The following is a 22271-nucleotide window of genomic DNA, read 5'->3' as shown; positions in this document are numbered from 1 at the left end:
TACCCTGAGAATGTCAAACAAATTCAATGAAAATATAATTAAATAATTTAACCAAATGATATTAATAATAAAATAAAAATAAATTACATAACTTTATTATAATGCACATAACTAATAGCTAATAGACCTATAGAAATATTATTAATAATTTTAACTTAATTATCCTAAAAGCGAGCATATCTAACAGCACTCATTATACCGTTAATACTGACCTGCCAAATTCGTTGCAAATCACCAAGACTGAATCAATCTTCTTATATCTTCTGTATACTTTTAAAACGAAAAAACGTCATCAATTATTAAATCTAAGTTAATAAATATCTACAATTTTGTTAAAAACAACACAAATGGAGCTTGTTGAAGTATTGTTTAATACCAAAGTAGTATACTCGATAAATTAAGTAATTTTCCTGCCATGTGCCATGTCGTAATCAGAATTAGAAAAGAATGGAATATATGTATCAACCTGCCAACTCGGGTATCAGACTATTTACAGATTTAGTCGGAAAAAAAATCAGTCCAAGCCCTCACTGGTATTCTGCACAGAATCGCACCAAGTTTGCTTTACGTAGTGCTCTGATGCCAATATCGACGCTAAAACTATTAAACCAGATAGTTAACACACCGTTTTATCTGGATATTTTGAAGAAACAACCTTGTTTGCCTTCTAAACTACATCGCCCTTATCTGAGTATCAATTTCAACAAAGGGCAAACGTTACGTGCAATAAATGAACATTATCAGCTGTTATTTACCGGGCTAAATACGTCTATTATCAATAAAATTTTCTGTTCCAACGCATATCCATTAGCAGTTATCAATGGTAAAAGCGGAACTTATACTATTTTTATAGACTCTATGGACTGTTTTAACAAAGAAGGCGAGCTTACCTTATTTATTGGGACAGAAGATAATAAAACGCTAGCAAAATGTGCTTTTACGCTACTGACCATTGCGGGTAAAAAGACACTATTTATTGGTGGGCTACAAGGTTCCAAAGAAGATACAACCCTTGAAATTATCCGCCATGCAACGAAAGATTGTTACGGATTATTTCCAAAACGCTTACTGCTTGAATCTGTTTGCCGTTTTGCTGCCCACTTTGGTTGTCAACAAATTCTGGCAGCCAGCAATGATACCCACATCTATAAAAGCCTGCGCTATTGGCATAAAAAGAAAGACAAATTAGTTGCTGATTACGATTCTTTCTGGGAATCATTAGGTGGAGCAAGGGGGAAAAATAAAGATTTCCATCTGCCATTAACCATTGAAAGAAAATCTCTTGAAGATATCGCCAGTAAGAAACGAGCTGAATATCGTCGCCGTTATCAATTACTGGATGAGCTGGATAATGGAATGCAGGATTCTCTGCCTTCAAATTAAATCAGAATCAGGCCGCCACCCAGTGTGGCATAGCCTGGTTTTTGAAATGGCGTCTATCTTGGTTTAACCATCTGCCATTCAAGATGGCTTTTAACCGCAGGCCATTCACCACTAATAATGCTGTAAACACAAGTATCCCTGATACTGCCATCTTTAGATAACGTATGACTCCGCAAAATCCCATCAAGTTTTGCACCCAACCGTTCTATCGCTTTCCGGCTCTGATGATTAAGAAAATGAGTACGAAATTCTACGGCGATACAACCCAATTCTTCAAAAGCATATTTTAATAATAGATACTTCGCTTCTGTATTGATATATGTCCGCTGGACATAACGCGCATACCAGGTAGAACCGATTTCCATCCGGCGAGCATGAGAATCAATATTCATATAAGTGGTCATTCCAACGGCTTTGCCTGTCCGGTGGTCAACAACAGCAAAAGGCAGCATGGTGCCTCTCTCATATAAAAATAAACGGCGATCAATATCTTTGCTCAGATCAGCCGGTGAAGGAATATTGGTGTACCACAATCTATGTAATTCCCCCTCTTCAATTACCTGTACAAATTCATCATGCCGCTGGTGCGTCAAAGGTTCAAGAATAACCCCTTTACCTTCCAGAGTGACCCATTCAGTCATTTGTTTTCTCATAATAACCGTTGGTATTAATAAATAAGTTAAGTATAGAAGACATCTCCCCATTCCAGAATCAAAACCAGAATGGGGTTAATATATGAGAAATTAATCTTTTATTAAAGTAAAACGCCCACTACCCTGGAACATGATGGATAATGCGACCAGGAAAAACAAACCCGCACTTTCAACACCCCATCCCCCCGTTGCATTGTTCAGGAAGAAAATATCAGAACCGTGGATAAGTACTACTGCGACACCCATTGTCAGAGCAACTATCAATGCAGCAACACGAGTAAAAATACCAAGGATAATTAAAACCGGGCAAACAATTTCACCAATCAATACACCATAAGCAATAAAAGTGGGAACCTCTACATTGGTCAGCATGGCTTCAATGCCTTTCAGTCCATCAGGTTGAACTTTATGAATACCATGCAATAACATCAAACATCCCAGTGATAACCGCAGAAATAACTTTGCAAAATCAGGGTAGTTCACAAACTGGTCAAATTGTTTCAACATAATTACACCTCAATGGGATCGAATATCATCCTCTATATTGTCCATTTCGCCATAAAATCTAGCTTACACAAATCATACTGAACTCTACTTCCCGATTTTTTGATAATTATTATTATTTCATAACAATGCTAATAACTAATTGTTATATACCAAGCTTAGAAAAAATATAAAAGCATAATCCGCCACCACTATTAATAAACTCAATAATAGATTTTTATTATTAATAATCACCGATAGTAAAAAAGTCATCGGCAGAATGATTATTGGCGGTTACCCATCGGCTAGATATCTTAGAAAATACCAACAACATCGTTGTCATTGAGAATGATAAAATCAATCATCAAGGAGTCCATCAACAACTTCTGCATTCCCACTCTCTTTAATCAACCTATGGCAGAACGAGATTTTATGATACACGTCACATTCATTTAACATTTTTTTCCCAATTAACCTTATTCCATCTAGATTTGAACCACTATCTCATCCGACCACCTGATGTTTTTGCCTCGTGGTTTCGGACACAATAACAATAATCTGGTTATGATTGACAAACACCCGACGGAGATTGCAATGAGCCACTACCCTCACCTGTTCACCCCTTTAGACCTGGGGTTCACCACACTGAAAAACCGCATTCTGATGGGATCAATGCACACCGGGTTAGAAGAACATCCCGATCGCGCCCAGAGGCTTGCCCACTTTTATGCTGAACGGGCAGCAGGAGGTGTAGCATTGATTGTCACAGGCGGAATTTCTCCAAATAAACAAGGTGTTATAGGAAAAGGCACAGCATTTTTGGTAGATGAAAAAGACCTTATCCATCATAAAGTTATTACAGATGCGGTTCATCAGGCTGGTGGAAAAATTGCCATGCAAATCCTGCATACCGGCCGTTATAGCTACCAACCGAATCTTGTCGCCCCTACTGCCATTCAAGCCCCGATTAACCCATTTATGCCCCGTGAAATGACAGAAGAAGACATTCAGCAAACCATTGCTGACTTCGCTCACTGTGCGCAATTGGCACAGCAAGCAGGTTATGATGGTGTAGAAATCATGGGTTCTGAGGGCTATCTGATTAACCAATTTCTGACTACCCGCACCAACCACCGCCAGGATCAATGGGGTGGCGGTTTTGAAAATCGAATGCGCTTTGCCGTGGAGATTGTCAAAGCAGTCCGTCAAGCAACCGGACGGGAATTTATTCTGATTTACCGGCTTTCAATGCTGGATTTAGTCGAAGAGGGTTCTGATTGGCAGGAAATCGAGCAATTAGCCGTCGCTATTGAACAAGCGGGGGCATCTATTATCAATACGGGTATCGGCTGGCATGAGGCACGAATTCCAACTATTGCCACGATGGTTCCCCGCGCCGGATTCAGTTGGGTAACGCAAAAGCTGATGGGGAAAGTTTCAATCCCATTGATCACAACAAACAGGATTAATGATCCAGAAATTGCAGAGCAAGCGCTGGCACAAGGTTGTGCGGATATGGTTTCCATGGCGCGGCCTTTTCTAGCTGACGCTGAATTTGTTCTGAAAGCCCAACAAGGACGAGCTGATGAGATAAACACCTGTATTGGCTGTAATCAGGCATGTCTGGATCAGATTTTTGTCGGTGAAATAGCCTCCTGCCTGGTTAATCCCCGCGCCTGCCACGAAACAGAAATGGCTGCCGAACCGGTTACCATGCCCAAAAAACTGGCTGTTGTCGGTGCAGGACCTGCTGGATTGTCATTTGCCGTGACGGCTGCCAGCCGTGGCCATCATGTCACTCTGTTTGAACGTCATGGGCAGATTGGCGGGCAATTCAATATTGCCAAACAGATCCCCGGTAAAGAAGAGTTTCATGAAACATTACGTTATTTTCAGCGTCAATTAGAAATCCATCATGTTGATGTACGGCTGAATCAGACCGCAACGACAGAAATACTCGCCGGTTTCGATGAAGTGATCATCGCCAGTGGCATCGTGCCCCGTCAACTCACTATTGATGGTATTCATCACGAAAAAGTACTGAGCTACTTAGATGTTATCAGGGACAAAAAAACTGTCGGTCAGCATGTAGCTATCATTGGTGCCGGTGGAATTGGCTTCGATATCGCTGAATATCTGAGTCAACCGGGAAAAAGCACCCGCCTTAATCGTACCGCTTTCAGCGAAGAATGGGGCATTGACCAGAATCTGGCACATCGTGGTGGTTTATCGCCTGAAGGCCCGAAACCCGAACCCTCTCCCCGAAAAATTTATCTGCTACAACGTAAACCGACCAAAGTAGGTGAAGGATTAGGTAAAACAACAGGTTGGGTACACAGAACCCGTCTGCACATGCGCGGCGTGAAAATGCTCAACAATATGCAATATCTGAAAATAGATGATCAGGGATTACATATCAGCTGTAACGGGGAACAGAGCTGTCTTGCCGTAGATAATGTTGTTATTTGTGCCGGACAAGAGCCACTGAAAGAACTGTATCAACCGTTACAGCAGGCGGGAAAAATCGTGCACCTTATTGGCGGCGCAGATGTTGCTGCTGAACTGGATGCCCGACGGGCTATCAATAAGGGCACTCGATTGGGGCTTAAAATCTGACGATAAATAATGGCGGTCACAGGCAGACCGCCAAGATGCAGTAAACGCTCAAACCGCTCCATTCCCTGGCGCGGACGTTTTATTCTTCTTACCTATTACCATCTCTCTTAACTTCAACCGGAAAACGTCAGTCAATCACGCTGAGTTAGCTGATCCGACGCCAGACGGTCATCCTCAGCCAGACAAACCGCAGCGGTGAACAACACATCAGTAGAAGAGTTCAAGCTGGTTTCTGTCGAATCCTGCAATACACCAATAATTAAACCAACCGCCACAACCTGCATAGCAATTTCATTGGAAATGCCGAACATACTACAGGCCAGAGGGATCAACAGTAAGGAACCACCCGCTATACCAGAAGAACCACAGGCACAAATGGCAGAAACCACGCTTAACAACAATGCTGTAGGCAGGTCAATTGGTATCCCGAGCGTATTTACCGCAGCCAGAGTCAATACCGGGATAGTCACCGCAGCACCCTCCATATTGATCGTTGCCCCCAACGGGATGGAAACCGAATAAGTATCTTCATGCAGATTCATCCGGCGGCACATAGCCATATTCACCGGAATATTCGCAGCCGAACTACGGGTGAAAAATGCCGTCACGCCACTTTCACGCAAGCAAGCAAATACCAGTGGATAAGGGTTACGACGAATTTTCCAATAAACGATCAACGGGTTTACAACAAATGCGACAACCAACATACAACCCAGTAATACAACCAGCAGTTGGGCATATCCCAGCAAAGTATTAAAGCCGGTTTCTGCGATAGTTGAAGATACCAAGCCGAAGATACCAACAGGTGCACAACGGATTACTACCCGAACAATCTGAGTCACCGCCTCAGACATATCATGAATCAGAGATTTAGTTGAATCCTTCGTATGACGTAGTGCGATCCCCAAACCAATAGCCCAGGCAAGAATACCGACATAATTACCATTTAGTAACGCATTCACCGGATTAGCGACAACATTACCCAATACCCCTTTAATCACCTCCATAATGTTTTCAGGAGGAGACATCTGAACATCATTTACAACCAGCACCAGTTGTGACGGGAACATAAAACTACCGGCCATAGCAACTAAAGCGGCGGAAAAAGTACCCAGTATATAGAGGACAAGAATTGGACGAATATTGGTTTTCTGGCCCTCTTTATGATTAGCAATAGAAGACATAACCAAAATCCATACCAATACCGGGGCTACTGCTTTTAAGGCACCAACGAACAACGACCCAAGCAAGCTGGCCGACTTGGCAGCCGAAGGTGCCAACCACGCTAACAGTATCCCTGCAATTAAACCGACCAAAATTTGTTTAACCAAGCTCCCCTGTGCAATGTAATGCACGAAGCCACGATCTTGTTTTTCCATAATTGACCCATTTTATTAACAGTTCAGCTGAACCTCTATTTTTTGTGTTTGCTGCCTCAGTATAGGGAACCCAAGAATGGTGGAAAGCAGAAACAGTTAAAATATACAACCTTGCCAGCACTTATTAACAATACATTCACATTTGTGTGATCAAAACGGCAATTTACACATTTACAAAGCACAATTATTTACTTTTATGTTTAACCATTTTTCAGTAATTTAAGACAATAAGAAACCCTATCCCCCTGAACAAGAAGATAAGGTTGCCTGTTAAAAAATAGTTCCCTGATTACTGGATCTCTTTAGCTTTATACTTATTTACCCAAACATTAATAATCATTGTTATTGTCAAAATAATCGCAATAGTCCCCAGAGAAACACCCATAGGAATATGATAAACATCCATTAGCAGCATCTTAATACCGATAAATACCAAAATGACGGATAAACCATATTTCAGCATTGTGAATTTCGCTGCTACACCTACCAATAGAAAATACATTGCTCGTAACCCTAAAATAGCGAAAAGGTTAGAGGTCAAAACAATAAAAGGGTCTGTTGTGACTGCAAAAATAGCAGGAATGCTGTCTACAGCAAAAATAACGTCACTGATTTCAACCAAAATTAGAACCAAAATCAATGGCGTCGCATACAACAACCCATTGTTTTTAACAAAGAAACGTTCCCCGTGCAGATGATCAGTCATACGAATACACGATTTGAACCAGCGGACAAAAGGTTTATCCCCTATCGGAGAATTATCCTCTTTTGCCAACACCATCTTAACGCCAGTAACCAACAGAAAGATGCCAAATAGATAGAGTATCCAACTGAATTGAGAAACCAGCCAGCTCCCTGCAAAGATCATCACAGTACGCAGCACAATTGCGCCTAAGACACCGTAAATGAGCACCCGGCGCTGCAAATTTACCGGAATGGCAAAATAACTGAACAACATCAGCCAGACAAACACGTTATCAACAGCAAGTGCTTTTTCAAGTAAATAACCCGTAAGAAAAGCCATTGCCTGACTATTGGCGACAGCTTCCCCTACAGTTTCTCTGAAATACCACCACAATCCTAATGCAAATAAGAGTGACAAACTTACCCAAATTACGCTCCAGACAGCAGCTTGACGAAATGACATTGTCTGCTCTTTCTTACGCCCTTGTAAGAGCAGATCCAGTAACAACATAATCGTAATTAAAACGGCGAAACTTCCCCATAAAACAGGATTACCCACTGAGTTCATTTTCTTTCTCTACATAAACAAAAACGGCTGATGTCTCAGAAGACGTCAGCCGTTGCTATATTTCTTCCCCACGGAATGGAGATGAATGTATTGCAAGCAACCCTCGCCTTCTGGCAAGGTCTCACTTACAACACAAAAAATGTACCATCAGGTATCAGTTCAAGGTTGCCCGGCTACCGGATGCTATTGCATCGTAATGACGATAAACCGGCAAGGAAGTTACTCCCCTTTGCTGTGGTGAAAAGTAAATCAAATTCACTCAAGAATCAATCCATCACCGCAAAAATATTGACTCATAGAAATAGCCAATAAACTGCAAATAAAACAGTGAGAAAATAGCGATTAATTTAAATTAAAAATCCAATAAACCGATCTCATCAGATCAATTTATTATTCCACCCCAATCAATGTTCAATTGATCACCAAAATTTTCTGTTTAGTCACTCTTGATTTTGTTACAGTGTCGCAGGCCGCACCATTTGCCTCTCTTAACGGATTGAAAAGGCGTTATAACCGGCCAAATAACTAAAACAGGATACAGTTTAATCGGTTTAGCCTTATGCTTTCAGGATGAACGAACAAAGGCATTTTAGGAACACCTGATGGAAATAGTAAAAGAACTTATATATGCACTTTGGCACCAGGATTATGAAACTCTGGCCAATCCATCCCTACTATGGGCCATTTATATCATGCTATTCTTGATACTCTTCCTTGAAAATGGCCTGCTTCCCGCTGCATTTTTACCAGGAGATAGCTTACTTATATTAGTTGGCGTATTAATTGCCAAAGGTGCAATGAGTTTCCCGGTAACACTTGTTATATTGACCACCGGAGCAAGCTTAGGTTGCTGGGTCGGTTATCTTCAGGGGAAATGGTTAGGAAATACCAGGATAGTACAAAGTTGGCTCTCCCACCTCCCAGCTCATTATCATCAGAGAGCTTACAATCTTTTTCACCGCCACGGTCTGTCTGCTTTACTTATCGGCCGTTTCCTCGCATTTATAAGAACCCTGTTACCAACACTTGCAGGTCTAACGGGCCTGAAAAACAGCCGTTTCCAGTTTTTTAACTGGCTCAGTGGCTTCCTGTGGGTCGTTATCCTGACCTCTCTGGGCTATGCACTCGGTAAAACCCCTATTTTCCGTCAGTATGAAGATCTGGTAATGAATTTCCTGATATTACTGCCACTTGCTTTACTAATTATTGGTTTTAGCGGTAGTTTGTTAGTTGTGTTACGTAAAAAAACGTGTCAATCCCCTCAAAAAAAGTAGTTCATTCTGAAAAATCCTTAAATCCCCTTCTGTCGCAGACAAAAGTATTGTTTGCGGCAGGATAGTGAAATAACGCTAATGTTTTTCATTCACCTTCTAAAATATAAGCTATATTTAAGGATAGTCTTTTCCAGCCTCTGGAAAATCGACTGACTAAATCAAATATACACACCTACATAAGGAGTATTTACATGGTACATAACAAAACTGCTGAAGACTTACGCATTGAATTAAAATCCCTCTCGAAAACACTAGAGGAAGTGATCAAAAATTCCGGTGATAAATCCGATGTCGAACTGGAAAAAATCCGCGGAAAAATAGAAGCCGTACTCCAAGAAACTCGCATGAAACTTGGTACTGTCAGTGACAAAGTCGTTATGCAAACAAAAGAGATGGCACGTCATGTTGATGACTACGTTCACGACAAACCGTGGACAAGTATTGGCATTGGTGCCGCCGTGGCTGTCGTATTAGGTGTATTGTTGGCTAAACGCTAATATGAACCACCCATCCAAATCTCAAGGCCCCGGTAAAGGGGTCCTTGATTCTCTTCAACGCATTGCCACCATCATTATCGGGATGGTAGAAACCCGCTTACAACTGATCGTTGTAGAACTGGAAAAGGAAAAGGCAACGCTGATACAACTGATATTAATGACCGGTCTGACATTGCTATTTACCGCTTTTGGCCTGATGTGCCTGCTTGCTCTGATTTTTTGGGCTGTCGATCCAGCCTGGCGTCTTACTGCATTAGCCGTCACCACAGGTACTTTGTTAACCCTGGCGCTCATTGGCCTGATATGGACTATCAGGAAATCCCGTAATTCAACATTACTGAACGCAACCCGCGAGCAATTAAAGATTGATAGAGAGATGCTGGAGGATCACAGTAATGAGTAAACAAAGCCAAAAAAGAAAACTGAAAAAACAACAATTACTCAAAAGTATCCTGTTACAACGGCTGATACTTTCTAACGATACCCAGCACTGGCGAAATATCACCGAGCCTTATGACAAAGGCTGGAAAAAGCTTTTGTCATTAAAACCTTATCTGCTACTCGGAGCCAGTACCATCTCTTTATATGGTCTTCGTCACCCAGTGAAATTCTATCGCTGGACCCGCCGAGCCATTGGTGCATTGAAGATACTGAAAAAAAAGAAGTAATTATTCTTCATAATATATCTTATTGATTATCAACCACATTACTTACATTCAAAAACTTTGTATAAAATTGTTAATAATCCTTACTTACAACTAAGCGCCCCTCTCTTTAGTATACATTCCATCTGTTAATAATTAGCAAATTGTGCTATTTCAAGTTAGTGCAGCCTAATCATTAAGTAAATCATCATTATTTATCTGTATCCCTGGAGTCATTAATGAAAAAATTTGAAGATAGAGCCCTGCTATTAGCCCGTATTTTGATGCCAATCCTGTTTATTGTTGCAGGTTATGGAAAGTTAGGTGATGCCTATGCTGGTACTCAACAATATATGGAAGCCATGCGGGTTCCTGGTTTTTTATTACCATTGACTATCTTGCTTGAACTGGGTGGCGGCTTGGCCATTCTGTTCGGTTTCTTAACCCGTACAACAGCGCTATTTACTTTTAGTTTCTGTATGCTGACTGCCCTGCTTTTCCACAGCAACTTTGCTGAAGGCATGAACCAAACTATGTTTCTAAAGAATTTGACTATCGGCGGCGGCTATTTGTTATTGGCTATTTCGGGACCAGGTAAATTCAGTATCGACCGTCTAATAAATAAGAATTGGTAACTTATCTAAAGGTAAATAATTAGCCGGAGGATCCATAAAATCTTTCGGCTTGTTTTGAAATATAACCTGATGAATAATAACACCTGTTTTAATGGATATTCAGTCTGTTTATTACTACTTTTAATAAGTTATTTAATCAAGTAATGAAAATTTTACATTGCAATAAATATAAATTACCGCATCTTTTTTCATTACCAAAATCACTAAAACATCTAATTATGTTAAATATATAAAAATTAGGAAAATAGATTTCACATTAAAAACAATAAAAAATTTATAACCCTAAAATCATATCTATTATTATATTAAGTTTTTCCTCCTCAATATCATTAATTTAATTACATGAAGTAGACCAAAAAACCGAAAATAAAAATAATAATGATTTAAATCAATCATTTATATAAAAACAAAGTCACAAAAATAATCCAACAAAATAGAGTTAATTATTTCCAATCAAAAATCATCTCTACAATAACACCAAGTTTTATAATAATCTTTTATTCCCTCCATTTATTAATGGAAATGAATTTTTCAGTATATATGCATCACTTATATAAATGTAATTTATTTTCACCGAATAAATATAAAATATGGCAATCAAATAATTATCTGATTACATCATTCATGAATTAATTAAACCTAAGAGAATACATTTCAATTATATAAGGTTAATTTATTCTGGAAATATTGAGCGCACCAAAATAACATGTGATATATAAATATAATTCTGACCTGACAAAGATATTCTCCACGGGAGATAATAAATAAAGCCGGAAGATCATAACGGATTTTTCCAGCTTTTCATCTATCTTAGCGGTTAGCAAACAATTTAGGAATTTCCCGCAAACACCAAGATTTAGCTTCTCCCATACTGTCTCGCCGCCATGCCATAATGACATTTGTCTCATGGCTGTATTCAGAGCTAATCACCCGCAAACGACCCGCCGTAATATCTTGTTCCACCATAGGATAAGGCATAGTGGCAACCCCTAACCCGGCCAAAAGAGCCCGACGTTTATCTTCCAGCGAACTCACCGTTAAACGTTGTTGCTTATCTAACAACTGAACCGTCAATACCGGGCGCTCCCTTGCTGTATCTGCCACAGCAATACCACGGTACTTCACCCTCGTGACATCAGACAAAGGCTCTGGTTCTTGATGAATAGGATGATCAGGGCTGGCGACATAGACATTGGTAATGCTGTAAAGCTGGCGTGAATTCACTTCTGCCGATGCACGGAAATGCATATCCGGTGCAATAACAATATCCGCCCGACCTGTTTCCAACCGCTCCCATGCACCAGCCAAAACCTCAGTCAATAAAGAGAGCTGGGTATTCGATTTCTGAACAAGTTTGCCCACCAATGGGAACAATGAAGAAGCAGGGACCAATGCCTCACAAACGATTGTCAGGTGAGTTTCCCAACCCCGCGCTAATGCCTCTGCGTCAGCGGTTAATTTATCCGCAGCTTCAAGCAATTGACGTCCACGATCAAGCAACATACGGCCAACGTTGGTGAATTTGGTTCTGTGACCCGAACGGTCAAACAGCACCACATCTAGCTCCTCTTCCAACTTTTGCATCGTATAGCTAAGTGCAGAAGGAACACGGCCAAGCTCATCGGCTGCCGCAGCAAAACTTCCCCGCCGGTCAATCGCATCCATGACCCGTAGAGACTCCAGTGTAAGCGCTCGTTCTTTGCTCATATTTTTCTCAATCAGGAAATTTGAATATGGTGACCAGATTAACTGGCTAACATTTCGCCGTCCAGATAATTACTATCGTTAGTGTGTGTTTTTTGAAGGTAACCGCCATCATGATTATAAATAGAACAGCAAAGCAATGTGGAAAAGCTGACTATGGTTGGCTACAGGCCCGTTATACATTTTCATTTGGTCACTATTTTGATCCAAAGTTTTTAGGTTATGGCGCTCTGCGTGTACTGAATCAGGAAGTTATCGCACCAAAAGCCGCTTTCCAGCCTAAATCTTATCCACATGTGGATATACTAAATATTATTCTGCGAGGTGAAGCAGAATATCGTGACAGTGAAGGCAATCATGTCAGAGCCTGCAAGGGAGAATGTTTACTGTTTTCTACCCGTCAAGGCATCAGCTACAGTGAACATAATATCAGTGCAAATAAGCCACTGACCCGCTTACAACTTTGGCTAAATGCCTTCCCTCAGCAGGAAAGCTTACCGTTGCAACGGATGGCGTTACCAGAGCAACCATTGACTATGCTTGCCTCTCCAACCGCAGAGGATGGCAGTATGCAATTACGCCAGCAAGTGTGGGTAAATCATATTTCTCTTAATAAGAGCCAATCTCACCATCTGCAATTAAAAGGAAAAAATGCTTATCTGCAATCCTTGAACGGCAATATAAAAATAAAAGGCAATTCGAAGGATAACGCTTTGATTAAATGTGGAGATGGCGCTTTTATTCATGAAGAAAATCATCTGGTTTTAAAAGCAGATACTGAGTTCCAAGGGTTGTTAATTGATCTGGCCGCCTGAAAAAGCAAAAGCCCCATCAGGACTAACCTAATGGGGCTAAATTGGTGAAGTTGACCGATAAGCCGGGTTCTGTCGTGGACAATCATTCATCTAGGCCAGCACTTACGCACTGGCTCAAGCAGCCTACCCGGGTTCGATACGGGCCGTACCTAATGAACCCCTATTTGGCCTTGCTCCGGGTGGAGTTTACCGTGCCACGGACTGTTACCAGCCGCGCGGTGCGCTCTTACCGCACCCTTTCACCCTTACCTGATCCTGCATAAGCAGGCCATCGGCGGTTTGCTCTCTGTTGCACTGGTCGTGGGCTTTCACCCCCCAGACGTTATCTGGCACCCTGCCCTGTGGAGCCCGGACTTTCCTCTCCCCTACCTATCGTCCAAAAGGACAATGATAAAGCAGCGACTGTCTAGTCAACTCCGCAGCGGATTATAAGAGGTTTAACAAACGATGTATAGGCGTTTACTGATTATATGCCTTGTTTATCAACAATTATTGTTACTCTTCATGCTCTCCCAGAGCATGGCGATAAAGCGCATTTTTCTTCACACCATGGATCTCTGCCGCCAGAGCAGCCGCTTTTTTCAACGGCAACTCTTGCTGAAGGAGCGCCAACGTTCTTAATGCCTCTGGCGGTAAAGCATCGTTATCCGGTTTTTTATAACCTTCAACGATCAATACCATTTCACCACGGCGACGAGTTTCATCTTCCTTAACCCATGCCAGAAGTTCACCTGCCGGCATCCCCTGAATTGATTCCCAGGTTTTTGTTAATTCTCGTGCCAGAACGACGTAACGTTCAATTCCCCACACATCAACCATATCTTCTAAACTATCGATTAGACGATGAGTGGATTCATAAAAAATTAACGTCCGCAGCTCCTGCTCCAAAGCCCGTAAGGTATCTTTCCGGCTTTTACTCTTAGCTGGCAAAAACCCTTCGTAACAGAAACGATCTGATGGCAGACCAGCAGCAGACAATGCGGTTATAGCCGCACAAGGCCCAGGTAGAGGAACAACACGAATACCGGCTTCACGGCAACGGCGAACCACATGATAACCAGGATCATTAATCAGTGGCGTTCCCGCGTCAGAGACTAATGCAATACTCTGCCCCTGCTGAAGTTTTGTAATTAATTGATCTGCTTTCTGCTGTTCATTATGATCATGAAGTGCGAACATGCGCGCATTAATGGCAAAATGTTGAAGCAACAAGCCAGTATGTCGCGTATCTTCGGCCGCAATCAGATCGACATGCTCAAGAACTTCAAGTGCACGCTGAGTGATATCACCCAGGTTTCCAATGGGGGTTGGCACAACATATAGCGTGGATGTCGTAACCACTGCTCGATTGGGTTGATTCATTGTTTCATCCGAATGACCGATTTAAAATTGAGCATCTTTGAAAAAAACATCGCTGGATACAGTATGCTTTCCTCAATTTTTGTGCGTATCAAAACTGGTTTAGTCTGTTCAGCTCTGCTGGCAGTTATGATCATCGCAGGGTGTTCCATACCTGACCAACAGGGACAACAACCTTTGCAAACTCAGGATAAAGTCAATACAGAAATCGCCCGTTATCAATCCATCATTGATGCCGCTAATGGCGAACCTTCTCTGGATGTCATCCGTGCTTATATCGCTCAGGAGCCACTTCTGAAAGACAATGCCGCTCATCAAAAAAATATTGATGATACCTGGCAAACGCTGACCCGTCTTTCACCACAAAATCGCAGTGAGTTGGTCATCAACGCTGATGAAAATATTCTGCAAGGCTGGCTGGACTTACTCAGTACCTATCAGGATAACAAACAGGACTCTGACAAACTACAAGCAGCTGTCCGTGACTGGAAAATTCGTTATCCACAAAACCCAGCCGCGCAGTCACTCCCAACCCAGCTACAACCAGCCGCCATCCAATCGCAAAGCACTGACATCCATATTGCACTGTTCCTGCCATTAAGCGGTCAGGCAAAAGTATTCGGCGAAGCAATCCGCCAGGGTTTTCTTGATGCTCAGGCTGGTTTGCCAGCCCCACTACTGCCAACAGAAAATCCGGCAAATTTATCTACAGCAATCAACGATAATACGTCAGATGCAGTGGTCTCTGCCGATGCCCTGCCAAATGCAGAGATTCCCGTTGAACCAACAACACCAGCCGTTCAGTCAATGCCCGTCATAGCCAATGTGCCGGTTAACACACAACAGGTCAAAATCTATGATACGGCAAGCCAGCCACTGGAAAATTTATTGATTCAGGCTGAACAAGACGGCGTGAATTTAGTTGTCGGGCCATTACTGAAACCAAATGTGGTTAAACTGGTTCATATGAATACGTCATTAAACATGCTGGTGCTGAACGAGTTAGATAATGCGCAACCCCGGCCCAATGTCTGTTATTTCTCTTTATCACCAGAAGATGAAGCGAAAAATGCCGCGGAGCATATTTGGCAACAACAGAAACAGAATCCTCTGATACTCGTTCCCCGGGGTACCTTTGGTGACCGGATTGCCAAGGCATTTGCACAGGAATGGCAAAAACAAGGTGGGCATACTGTTCTGCAACAAACCTTTGGCTCTTCCACCGAACTGAAACAGTTAATTAATAAAGGCACAGGTATTCGCCTGACCGGAACAGCCATCAGTGCAACAAACAATCAACCTGTATCAACCACTATTGGTGATCTGGAAATTCCCCAGCTAAATACAGATGTCGTTCCTACTTCTGCCGGCGGCTCAGTGGACGCAGTTTATATTGTTTCCACTTTAGATGAATTGACTCTGATTAAACCGATGATTGATATGGCAATCAGTTCCCGTAATAAACCAGCCTTTTATGCAAGCTCCCGCAGTAATCAAGCTGGTGCCGGTCCTGATTTCCGTCTGGAGATGGAAGGAATGCAATTCAGCGACATTCCATTAATCGCTGGCGCTAACTTGCCACTGATGCAACAAGCAGCCGGTAAATTTGCCAATGATTACTCTTTGATGCGCCTTTACGCTATGGGTATTGATGCCTGGTCATTAGCAAATCAGTTCAGTCAGGTGCAGTTTCAAAACGATTTCCATCTCAATGGTGCCTCAGGGATGCTGTCTGTTCAGGATAACTGCGCGATTTTCAGGCAACTCTCCTGGATGCAATATCGTCAGGGACAAATCACTGCCATTTAATTAAGCATTAATTGCCGCTTGTCATCAGGCGGCAATTAAATTCAAATAACGTTTTTCAGGATGAAAATAAAAAAGCCAACAAGTTATTTGCTGGGACGCAACTACGAAACACAGGCGAAGTTGTTTTTGCAAAAACAGGGGCTAACTTTTATCGCTGCGAATGTGAAAGTTCATGGCGGTGAAATTGACCTGATTATGAAAGACAAACAAACTTGGGTTTTTATTGAAGTCCGTTTTCGCAAACAAGGGCAATATGGCGATGCACTGGCGACCGTGACCCGCAGCAAGCGTAGAAAATTATTGCACGCTGCCGCAGTATGGCTGTTTCAACGAGGTGAGTGTTTTGAAACCACTTCTTGTCGCTTTGATATTTGTGCTATTACTGGTCAACAATTTGTGTGGTTGCCAAATGCTTTCAATCAAGATGAGTTCGCTCGCTAAAATGATACTGGGTAGGTTATAAACGTGCTGGATAGAATTAAAGTCTGTTTTACAGAAAGTATTCAAACTCAGATTGCAGCCGCAGAAGCATTACCTGATGCTATCTCTCGGGCTGCAATAATGATGGTTCAGTCATTGCTGAATGGTAACAAAATCCTTTGCTGTGGTAATGGTGGCTCTGCTGCAACAGCCCAGCGGTTTGCGGCCAATATGATCAACCGGTTTGAAACTGAACGCCCGAGTCTGCCAGCATTGTCACTTAACGCAGACAATGTGGTAATAACCGCGATTTCAAGCAGTAAACAACATGATGAAATTTACGCTAAACAGGTACGGGCATTAGGTCAGCCAGGCGATGTGTTATTGGCTATTTCCACTCATGGAAATAGCCGGGATATTGTTAAAGCCGTTGAAGCAGCTGTAACCCGCGATATGACGATTGTCGCCCTTACCGGCTATGATGGCGGTGAACTGGCTGGCTTGTTAGGGCCACAAGATGTGGAGATTCGTATCCCATCTCATCGCAGCACCCGAATTCAGGAAGTTCACATGCTGACAGTTAACTGCCTGTGTGACTTAATCGATAATACACTTTTTCCCCATCAGGATGACTAAGGAGCCAATAATGCGATTTTTCTCCCTATTAGCTACGGTTTGTGCCGCTGTAATGTTACAAGGATGTATTGGCGCAGCGGTGATAGGTTCTGCTGCTGTAGCAACTAAAACCGCAACCGATCCCCGTACTATTGGTCAACAGGTTGACGATGGTACGCTGGAAGCACGTATCAGTAATGCACTTAACAAAGATAAGCAGATCAAAGAGCGTATCCGTGTTATTACCACTGCTTATCAAGGGAAAGTTTTGCTGACAGGCCAAAGCCCGGATTCAAGCCTTTCAGACCGCGCAAAACAGATAGCGTCGCGTGTTGATGGCGCTCATGTTGTGTACAATGAAATTCGTCAAGGGAAACCCGTTCAATTAAGCACCGCCTCTAAAGATACCTGGCTTACCACTAAAGTACGCTCAAAAATTCTGGCTAGTGATACTGTTAAGTCTTCCAATATAAAAGTCGTTACAGAAAACGGTGAGGTCTTTTTGCTGGGTATTCTGACTAAACAAGAAGGTAACGCCGCAGCGAAAATTGCCAGCGAAACTGACGGTGTTAAGCGGGTAACAACTGCGTTTACTTATCTGAATTAACACAATACTGAGGGGGATAGCACCATAAATCTACCCTGGATATATTAAGCCGCGTCATTCTTTGGCGCGGGCGCTTTTTCCTTTTTACCACTCTTCCCTCAATTATTCTTCAATAACTCGTTTTTCTTAAGGTAATTCACCCCACCCAACAACCGCATTTGCCGCAAAATCCATTGTTGACGCCGTAAAACATAAGCCGAAGGTGCGTCAACTTTATAGCGGTGCGGGTTAGGCAATACAGCAGCGAGTAAAGCCGCTTCTGATGCAGTCAATTTACTGGCTGATTTATGAAAATAGTGTCTGGATGCCTCTTCAACACCAAAAATACCCTCACCAAATTCGACAATATTAAGATAAACCGTCAGAATTCGGCTTTTTGACCATGCTAATTCAATGGCAAAGGTCATTCCAGCTTCCAATCCTTTTCTTAACCAGCTACGTCCATCCCACAAAAATAAATTTTTGGCCGTTTGCTGAGAAATCGTTGAAGCCCCCCTCAACCTTCCAGAGTTATTTTGATTATGCTCAAGGGCATTTTCAATAGCATCAAAGTCAAATCCCCAATGCTGTGGAAATTTTTGATCCTCAGCAGCAATAACAGCCAATACGATATTTGGCGATATTTGTTCATGCCCTACCCAGTCAGAATGGCATACATAAGAAAAATTAACTGATAACCAGGCGTTAATTTGACGCTCAACCATAATCATAGAAAATGGCACTGGCAAAAATGAAAACGCAACAACGGAAACTATCCACAAGATAATAACTGAGATTACGATTTTTTTAAGCCAGCGCCATAAAAATTGCAAAGGATTTCTCATCCAGTTACTCAGTCATTTCCAATACTTTTCTGACAAGTTTATCAATTCCCACTTCCGCCTGAGAAATAGATTCAGCAAGCATGTAAGCTGGAGTTGTAACAATTTTGTTTTCCAAATCAACAACAACATCATTTACCTTACAAATTATATGGATGCCTCCCATTGCCTCCACTTGAGCAGCCGTTTCAGGATCATTGCCAATAGTTAGTTTCACTGGCTTATTAAGTAGTTTTGGCAACATGACCGGAGCAAAGCACATGAACCCCATAGGTTTATGTTGTTTGTGCATAGCTCTCACTAAACTTAATAAATCTTTATTTATTTCGCAATCAACTGTCTTAACCACAAAGTCAGATAAATTCTTTGCCACACCAAATCCCCCAGGAATTATCAGGGCATCAAACTCATCTGCATTTGCTTGTGACAAAGACTTGATTTTTCCCCTTGAAATACGGGCTGATTCCTGTAAGACGTTACGTTCTCCGCCTGTTTCTTCACCGCTAATATGATTAATAACATGAAGTTGTGGCTCATCCGGTGCCAAAAAGCTCACTTTAGCACCTAAACGATCTAAGGAAAGCATAGTTAATACTGATTCATGAATTTCACTACCATCGAATACACCACATCCACTTAAGACAACCGCAACTGATTTCATAGCTCACTCCATTTGTCGTAGATTATTGCTTAACCCTTTAGGGGGTTAAACACCAATCTTCATCACAGATTTTAATGAATCTTGTAACAAAAAATCTTATCTTTGCTATGTTGGTACTTGTATGACGTACGGAGAATTCCCCATTTACTCGCCGCAACAAAGATGCATCAGATAGGCGGGTAAAAAGTTTTCCCTGGTGTTGGCGCAGTATTCGCGCACCCCAACCTCGGTTGGGGTTATTTTTTTTCAGCACCTGCCAACCATTCCCTTAAAGTTTCCGTATCGTTTCTCCATTCTTGCTTTAACTCATCAACCCATTCCTGAACATTGTCCCACCATGCAGGTAAGTCAGGCGATTGAATTTGTTGAGCCAATAGTTGTACATGACGCAATCCAACCGACCCCGCAGCGCCTTTTATCTTATGTGCTTCCTCGGTGATGCCTTTCTGGTCTTTAGCTGTCATGTTTGACTCCAGAACAGACAGGTATCCCGGCATCATTTTCTCAAACACATTTAGGCTATCGCGAATCAATTGAGGTCCAACCAGCTCGATGTATTGATTAAGCATTTCTGTATCAAGTAAATCTTCATCTTTTATCAATCCTGACTCCTCTTCTACCGGCTTCATATGATGCACAGACTGTTCTCCCCAGAATTGTTCAATAATGGCAGTTAAGGCATTCACAGACAGCGGCTTACTCAGCACGCCATTCATGCCTGCATCCAGATATTCTTTTTTGTCCTTTAAAACATTTGCAGTCAGTGCAATAAGTGGGGGCAGATCCTTTTTGGCGTATCGCTTACGTAATTCCCGGGAGATGTCTAATCCGGTCATATCAGGCAACTGAATATCAAGCAGTACCAGATCGAACTCCCCTGGCTTGAACACCTCCAGAGCATCCTTACCATTCATCACGACTTCTACGCTGTTACCCAGTTTTTCCAGTACTGAACGAGCAACGATCACATTCAGCTCAATATCTTCTACCAACAAGATATGCAAAGCCGGCAGTGGGTAATCTTCTGACTCTTCCTGGTATGGGAGGCTCTCTTCCATAGCAGGAGCAGTGATAGATAGTGTAAATCGAGAACCTCGTCCCGGCTCACTTTCCACCAAAATATCGCCTCCCATACTTTGAGCTAAACGTTTGGATACAGCCAGCCCGATACCGGTCCCCGTTGCCGGACAGCCTCCATGACTGCCTTTCACCTGATAATACATCGCAAAGATCTTATCTTGTTCATCAAGTGGAATACCAATCCCCGTATCCGTGACTTCAAACAACAAACGTTCACCCTTTTCATACCAGATTCGAACATTAATCTCGCCTTTTTGAGTAAATTTCACTGCATTGCCAATCAAGTTCCACAGAATTTGGCGCAAGCGGGTACCATCGGTCATGATCCTGGCAGGTAATGGCAATTCGGGGTCCATCACAAATTTAATCCCTTTCGGCTGTACCAGCAGCCCGGAGAGGTTTTCCAGATCGGACATAAAACCAGTAAAATCAATGGGCTGATTATCAATCTGGACTTTGCGCCGCTCAAGTTTGTCCATTTCAATAATGTCATTGAAAATATTGCCAAGCGTGATAGCACTGACATGAATCGTTTTCAGATATTTATTTTGTTCAGAGGTCAGTTCAGTATCGAGCAGAATACGACTCAAACCAACAATGCCATTTAAAGGCGTACGAAGCTCATGACTAATCGTTGAGATAAAAGTTGTCTTATCCCTGCTTGCATTCTCCAAAGCGTCCTGATAACGCTTACGCTCCGTTATATCGCGCCCAAACCCCATAAGCCCGTGTCTTTTTCCTACCCGATCATAAAAAGGAACTTTCCGCAGTTCAAAACAGGCTTTTCGACCATCGGGATAAACTAGCCATTGTTCATAAGTCAGAGCAACATTATGGCGGAACACTTTTTCATCCGTTTTCATCACTTTGCGGGCAACTTCTTTGTCATAAACCTCATTTGGCGTTAACCCGACAAGTTGTTTCTGGCTTTTACCCGTCAACAATTCCATCGCCCGGTTACAACCCGAGAACTCATTATCTTCATTACGGTAATAAACCAAATCAGGAGAAGCATCGAGAAAAGATTTCAGCAATATAGATTGCTGCTCCAATTCAATCTGAGCCTGTTCACGGTGCTTCATCTCTTCTTTTAGTTTATCCAACAATATCAGATGCGCCTGTTCAGCTTTTTCTCTTTCTGAAATTTCCTGATTCAGCTTGATGATGTTGTCTTTTAATTGCTGATTAAGTTCCCGATCACGCTGACGCATCACTTCTAATTTTTCAACTAATTTGGATAATCGTTGGCGGGATTCTTCAAGCTGTTCAACAACAACCGAAAGGAAATAGACCGCCCAGGGCGTAATCAACAAACCAAAGAAAATTGAGCGAACTAAATCAATACTTTGCACTCCTCCTTGAAGCAAAAAAGTGACGACCATCTGCACACCCATAGCAAGAACAACTAACGCAGATGCAAGCAGTAATGAGAAGCGTACTAACCCCAATTTCATCATTAAATCAACATAATATTGGGCCAGGCCCCTGAGCAGCTTCATTTCATAAAGATTCCCGTTAATTATGACCAACCCAGATCATACCGTAAAAAGCCAGCTACTTCGTT

At 42.2% G+C, this 22271-nt stretch carries 22 protein-coding genes and 1 other RNA gene; 13 read left to right on the top strand and 10 right to left on the bottom strand.

Annotated features, from left to right (window positions below; translation table 11 throughout):
• Positions 1-447: 447 nt before the first annotated feature.
• A complete protein-coding gene (locus tag C5471_RS06945; RefSeq protein WP_133815531.1) occupies positions 448-1383 on the top strand; it encodes a VirK/YbjX family protein in 936 nt (311 codons plus the stop codon).
• Between the two features lie 53 nt (positions 1384-1436).
• On the opposite strand, the gene C5471_RS06940 is transcribed toward C5471_RS06945, so the two are convergent.
• Both C5471_RS06940 and C5471_RS06935 read right to left on the bottom strand, forming a co-directional pair.
• On the bottom strand, positions 1437-2024 hold the full coding sequence (locus C5471_RS06940; RefSeq protein WP_242688608.1) for a GNAT family N-acetyltransferase: 588 nt from the start codon (positions 2022-2024) through the stop codon (positions 1437-1439).
• A gap of 102 nt (positions 2025-2126) precedes the next feature.
• A complete protein-coding gene (locus C5471_RS06935) occupies positions 2127-2543 on the bottom strand; it encodes a DoxX family protein (protein WP_133815533.1) in 417 nt (138 codons plus the stop codon).
• Between the two features lie 570 nt (positions 2544-3113).
• On the opposite strand from C5471_RS06935, the gene C5471_RS06930 reads away from it, so the two are divergent.
• On the top strand, positions 3114-5135 hold the full coding sequence (locus C5471_RS06930) for an oxidoreductase (protein WP_133815534.1): 2022 nt from the start codon (positions 3114-3116) through the stop codon (positions 5133-5135).
• Between the two features lie 131 nt (positions 5136-5266).
• On the opposite strand, the gene sstT is transcribed toward C5471_RS06930, so the two are convergent.
• Together sstT and C5471_RS06920 are read right to left on the bottom strand one after the other, a co-directional pair.
• Entirely contained in the window at positions 5267-6514 is a 1248-nt protein-coding gene (gene sstT / locus C5471_RS06925) for a serine/threonine transporter SstT (RefSeq protein ID WP_133815535.1), read from the bottom strand.
• A gap of 289 nt (positions 6515-6803) precedes the next feature.
• Positions 6804-7766 (bottom strand): TerC family protein, encoded by a 963-nt coding sequence (locus C5471_RS06920; RefSeq protein ID WP_133815536.1) that lies wholly within the window; start codon positions 7764-7766, stop codon positions 6804-6806.
• Between the two features lie 81 nt (positions 7767-7847).
• Between C5471_RS06920 and C5471_RS06915 the strand changes: the two genes are divergently transcribed.
• From C5471_RS06915 to C5471_RS06890, 6 genes are all read left to right on the top strand, one after another.
• Positions 7848-8078, top strand: a complete 231-nt coding sequence (locus tag C5471_RS06915; RefSeq protein ID WP_133815537.1) for a hypothetical protein — start codon at positions 7848-7850, stop codon at positions 8076-8078.
• 290 nt (positions 8079-8368) lie between these two features.
• On the top strand, positions 8369-9040 hold the full coding sequence (locus tag C5471_RS06910; RefSeq protein ID WP_133815538.1) for a DedA family protein: 672 nt from the start codon (positions 8369-8371) through the stop codon (positions 9038-9040).
• Between the two features lie 191 nt (positions 9041-9231).
• Positions 9232-9537, top strand: a complete 306-nt coding sequence (locus tag C5471_RS06905) for an ElaB/YgaM/YqjD family protein (protein ID WP_133815539.1) — start codon at positions 9232-9234, stop codon at positions 9535-9537.
• A gap of 1 nt (position 9538) precedes the next feature.
• Positions 9539-9940, top strand: a complete 402-nt coding sequence (locus tag C5471_RS06900; RefSeq protein ID WP_133815540.1) for a phage holin family protein — start codon at positions 9539-9541, stop codon at positions 9938-9940.
• Positions 9933-10205 carry a YqjK-like family protein gene (locus C5471_RS06895; RefSeq protein WP_133815541.1) on the top strand — a complete coding sequence of 91 codons (273 nt, stop codon included), beginning with the start codon at positions 9933-9935 and terminating at the stop codon, positions 10203-10205. Before C5471_RS06900 ends, C5471_RS06895 begins: the two co-directional genes overlap by 8 nt.
• 215 nt (positions 10206-10420) lie before the next feature.
• The gene (locus C5471_RS06890; protein WP_133815542.1) at positions 10421-10816 is read left to right on the top strand and encodes a DoxX family protein; all 396 of its coding nucleotides are present in this window, start codon (positions 10421-10423) and stop codon (positions 10814-10816) included.
• Positions 10817-11626: 810 nt separating this feature from the next.
• Here C5471_RS06890 and C5471_RS06885 read toward each other — a convergent pair.
• Positions 11627-12523 carry a LysR family transcriptional regulator gene (locus tag C5471_RS06885; protein ID WP_133815543.1) on the bottom strand — a complete coding sequence of 299 codons (897 nt, stop codon included), beginning with the start codon at positions 12521-12523 and terminating at the stop codon, positions 11627-11629.
• 110 nt (positions 12524-12633) lie between these two features.
• Here C5471_RS06885 and C5471_RS06880 point away from each other — a divergent pair, with 110 nt between their 5' ends.
• Complete coding sequence (locus tag C5471_RS06880) at positions 12634-13335, top strand: pirin family protein (protein ID WP_133815544.1); 702 nt, start codon at positions 12634-12636, stop codon at positions 13333-13335.
• Between the two features lie 42 nt (positions 13336-13377).
• On the opposite strand, the gene rnpB is transcribed toward C5471_RS06880, so the two are convergent.
• Both rnpB and rsmI read right to left on the bottom strand, forming a co-directional pair.
• Positions 13378-13753, bottom strand: an RNA gene (gene rnpB / locus C5471_RS06875) — RNase P RNA component class A.
• A 77-nt stretch (positions 13754-13830) separates the two neighbouring features.
• Complete coding sequence (gene rsmI, locus C5471_RS06870; RefSeq protein ID WP_133815545.1) at positions 13831-14697, bottom strand: 16S rRNA (cytidine(1402)-2'-O)-methyltransferase; 867 nt, start codon at positions 14695-14697, stop codon at positions 13831-13833.
• A 63-nt stretch (positions 14698-14760) separates the two neighbouring features.
• On the opposite strand from rsmI, the gene C5471_RS06865 reads away from it, so the two are divergent.
• Genes C5471_RS06865 through dolP form a run of 4 tightly spaced genes read left to right on the top strand, consistent with a single transcriptional unit; the run spans position 14761 to position 18145 of the window.
• Positions 14761-16503, top strand: a complete 1743-nt coding sequence (locus C5471_RS06865; RefSeq protein ID WP_133815546.1) for a penicillin-binding protein activator — start codon at positions 14761-14763, stop codon at positions 16501-16503.
• A gap of 60 nt (positions 16504-16563) precedes the next feature.
• Entirely contained in the window at positions 16564-16944 is a 381-nt protein-coding gene (locus C5471_RS06860; RefSeq protein ID WP_036842150.1) for a YraN family protein, read from the top strand.
• 24 nt (positions 16945-16968) lie between these two features.
• Positions 16969-17559, top strand: a complete 591-nt coding sequence (gene diaA, locus C5471_RS06855) for a DnaA initiator-associating protein DiaA (RefSeq protein ID WP_036842149.1) — start codon at positions 16969-16971, stop codon at positions 17557-17559.
• A gap of 10 nt (positions 17560-17569) precedes the next feature.
• The gene (gene dolP, locus C5471_RS06850; protein WP_133815547.1) at positions 17570-18145 is read left to right on the top strand and encodes a division/outer membrane stress-associated lipid-binding lipoprotein; all 576 of its coding nucleotides are present in this window, start codon (positions 17570-17572) and stop codon (positions 18143-18145) included.
• 98 nt (positions 18146-18243) lie between these two features.
• On the opposite strand, the gene mtgA is transcribed toward dolP, so the two are convergent.
• From mtgA to arcB, 3 genes are all read right to left on the bottom strand, one after another.
• Entirely contained in the window at positions 18244-18969 is a 726-nt protein-coding gene (gene mtgA / locus C5471_RS06845) for a monofunctional biosynthetic peptidoglycan transglycosylase (RefSeq protein ID WP_133815548.1), read from the bottom strand.
• A 4-nt stretch (positions 18970-18973) separates the two neighbouring features.
• Positions 18974-19627: an isoprenoid biosynthesis glyoxalase ElbB gene (gene elbB, locus C5471_RS06840; RefSeq protein WP_133815549.1), complete on the bottom strand. Its 654-nt coding sequence runs from the start codon at positions 19625-19627 to the stop codon at positions 18974-18976.
• A gap of 236 nt (positions 19628-19863) precedes the next feature.
• Positions 19864-22206: an aerobic respiration two-component sensor histidine kinase ArcB gene (gene arcB / locus C5471_RS06835; protein WP_133815550.1), complete on the bottom strand. Its 2343-nt coding sequence runs from the start codon at positions 22204-22206 to the stop codon at positions 19864-19866.
• Positions 22207-22271: the final 65 nt, after the last annotated feature.

This window comes from Photorhabdus tasmaniensis (assembly GCF_011189505.1).
Classification (GTDB): domain Bacteria; phylum Pseudomonadota; class Gammaproteobacteria; order Enterobacterales; family Enterobacteriaceae; genus Photorhabdus; species Photorhabdus tasmaniensis.
The sequence above is the reverse complement of the archived record's forward strand: the minus strand, read 5'-3'. Positions and strand labels throughout refer to the sequence as shown.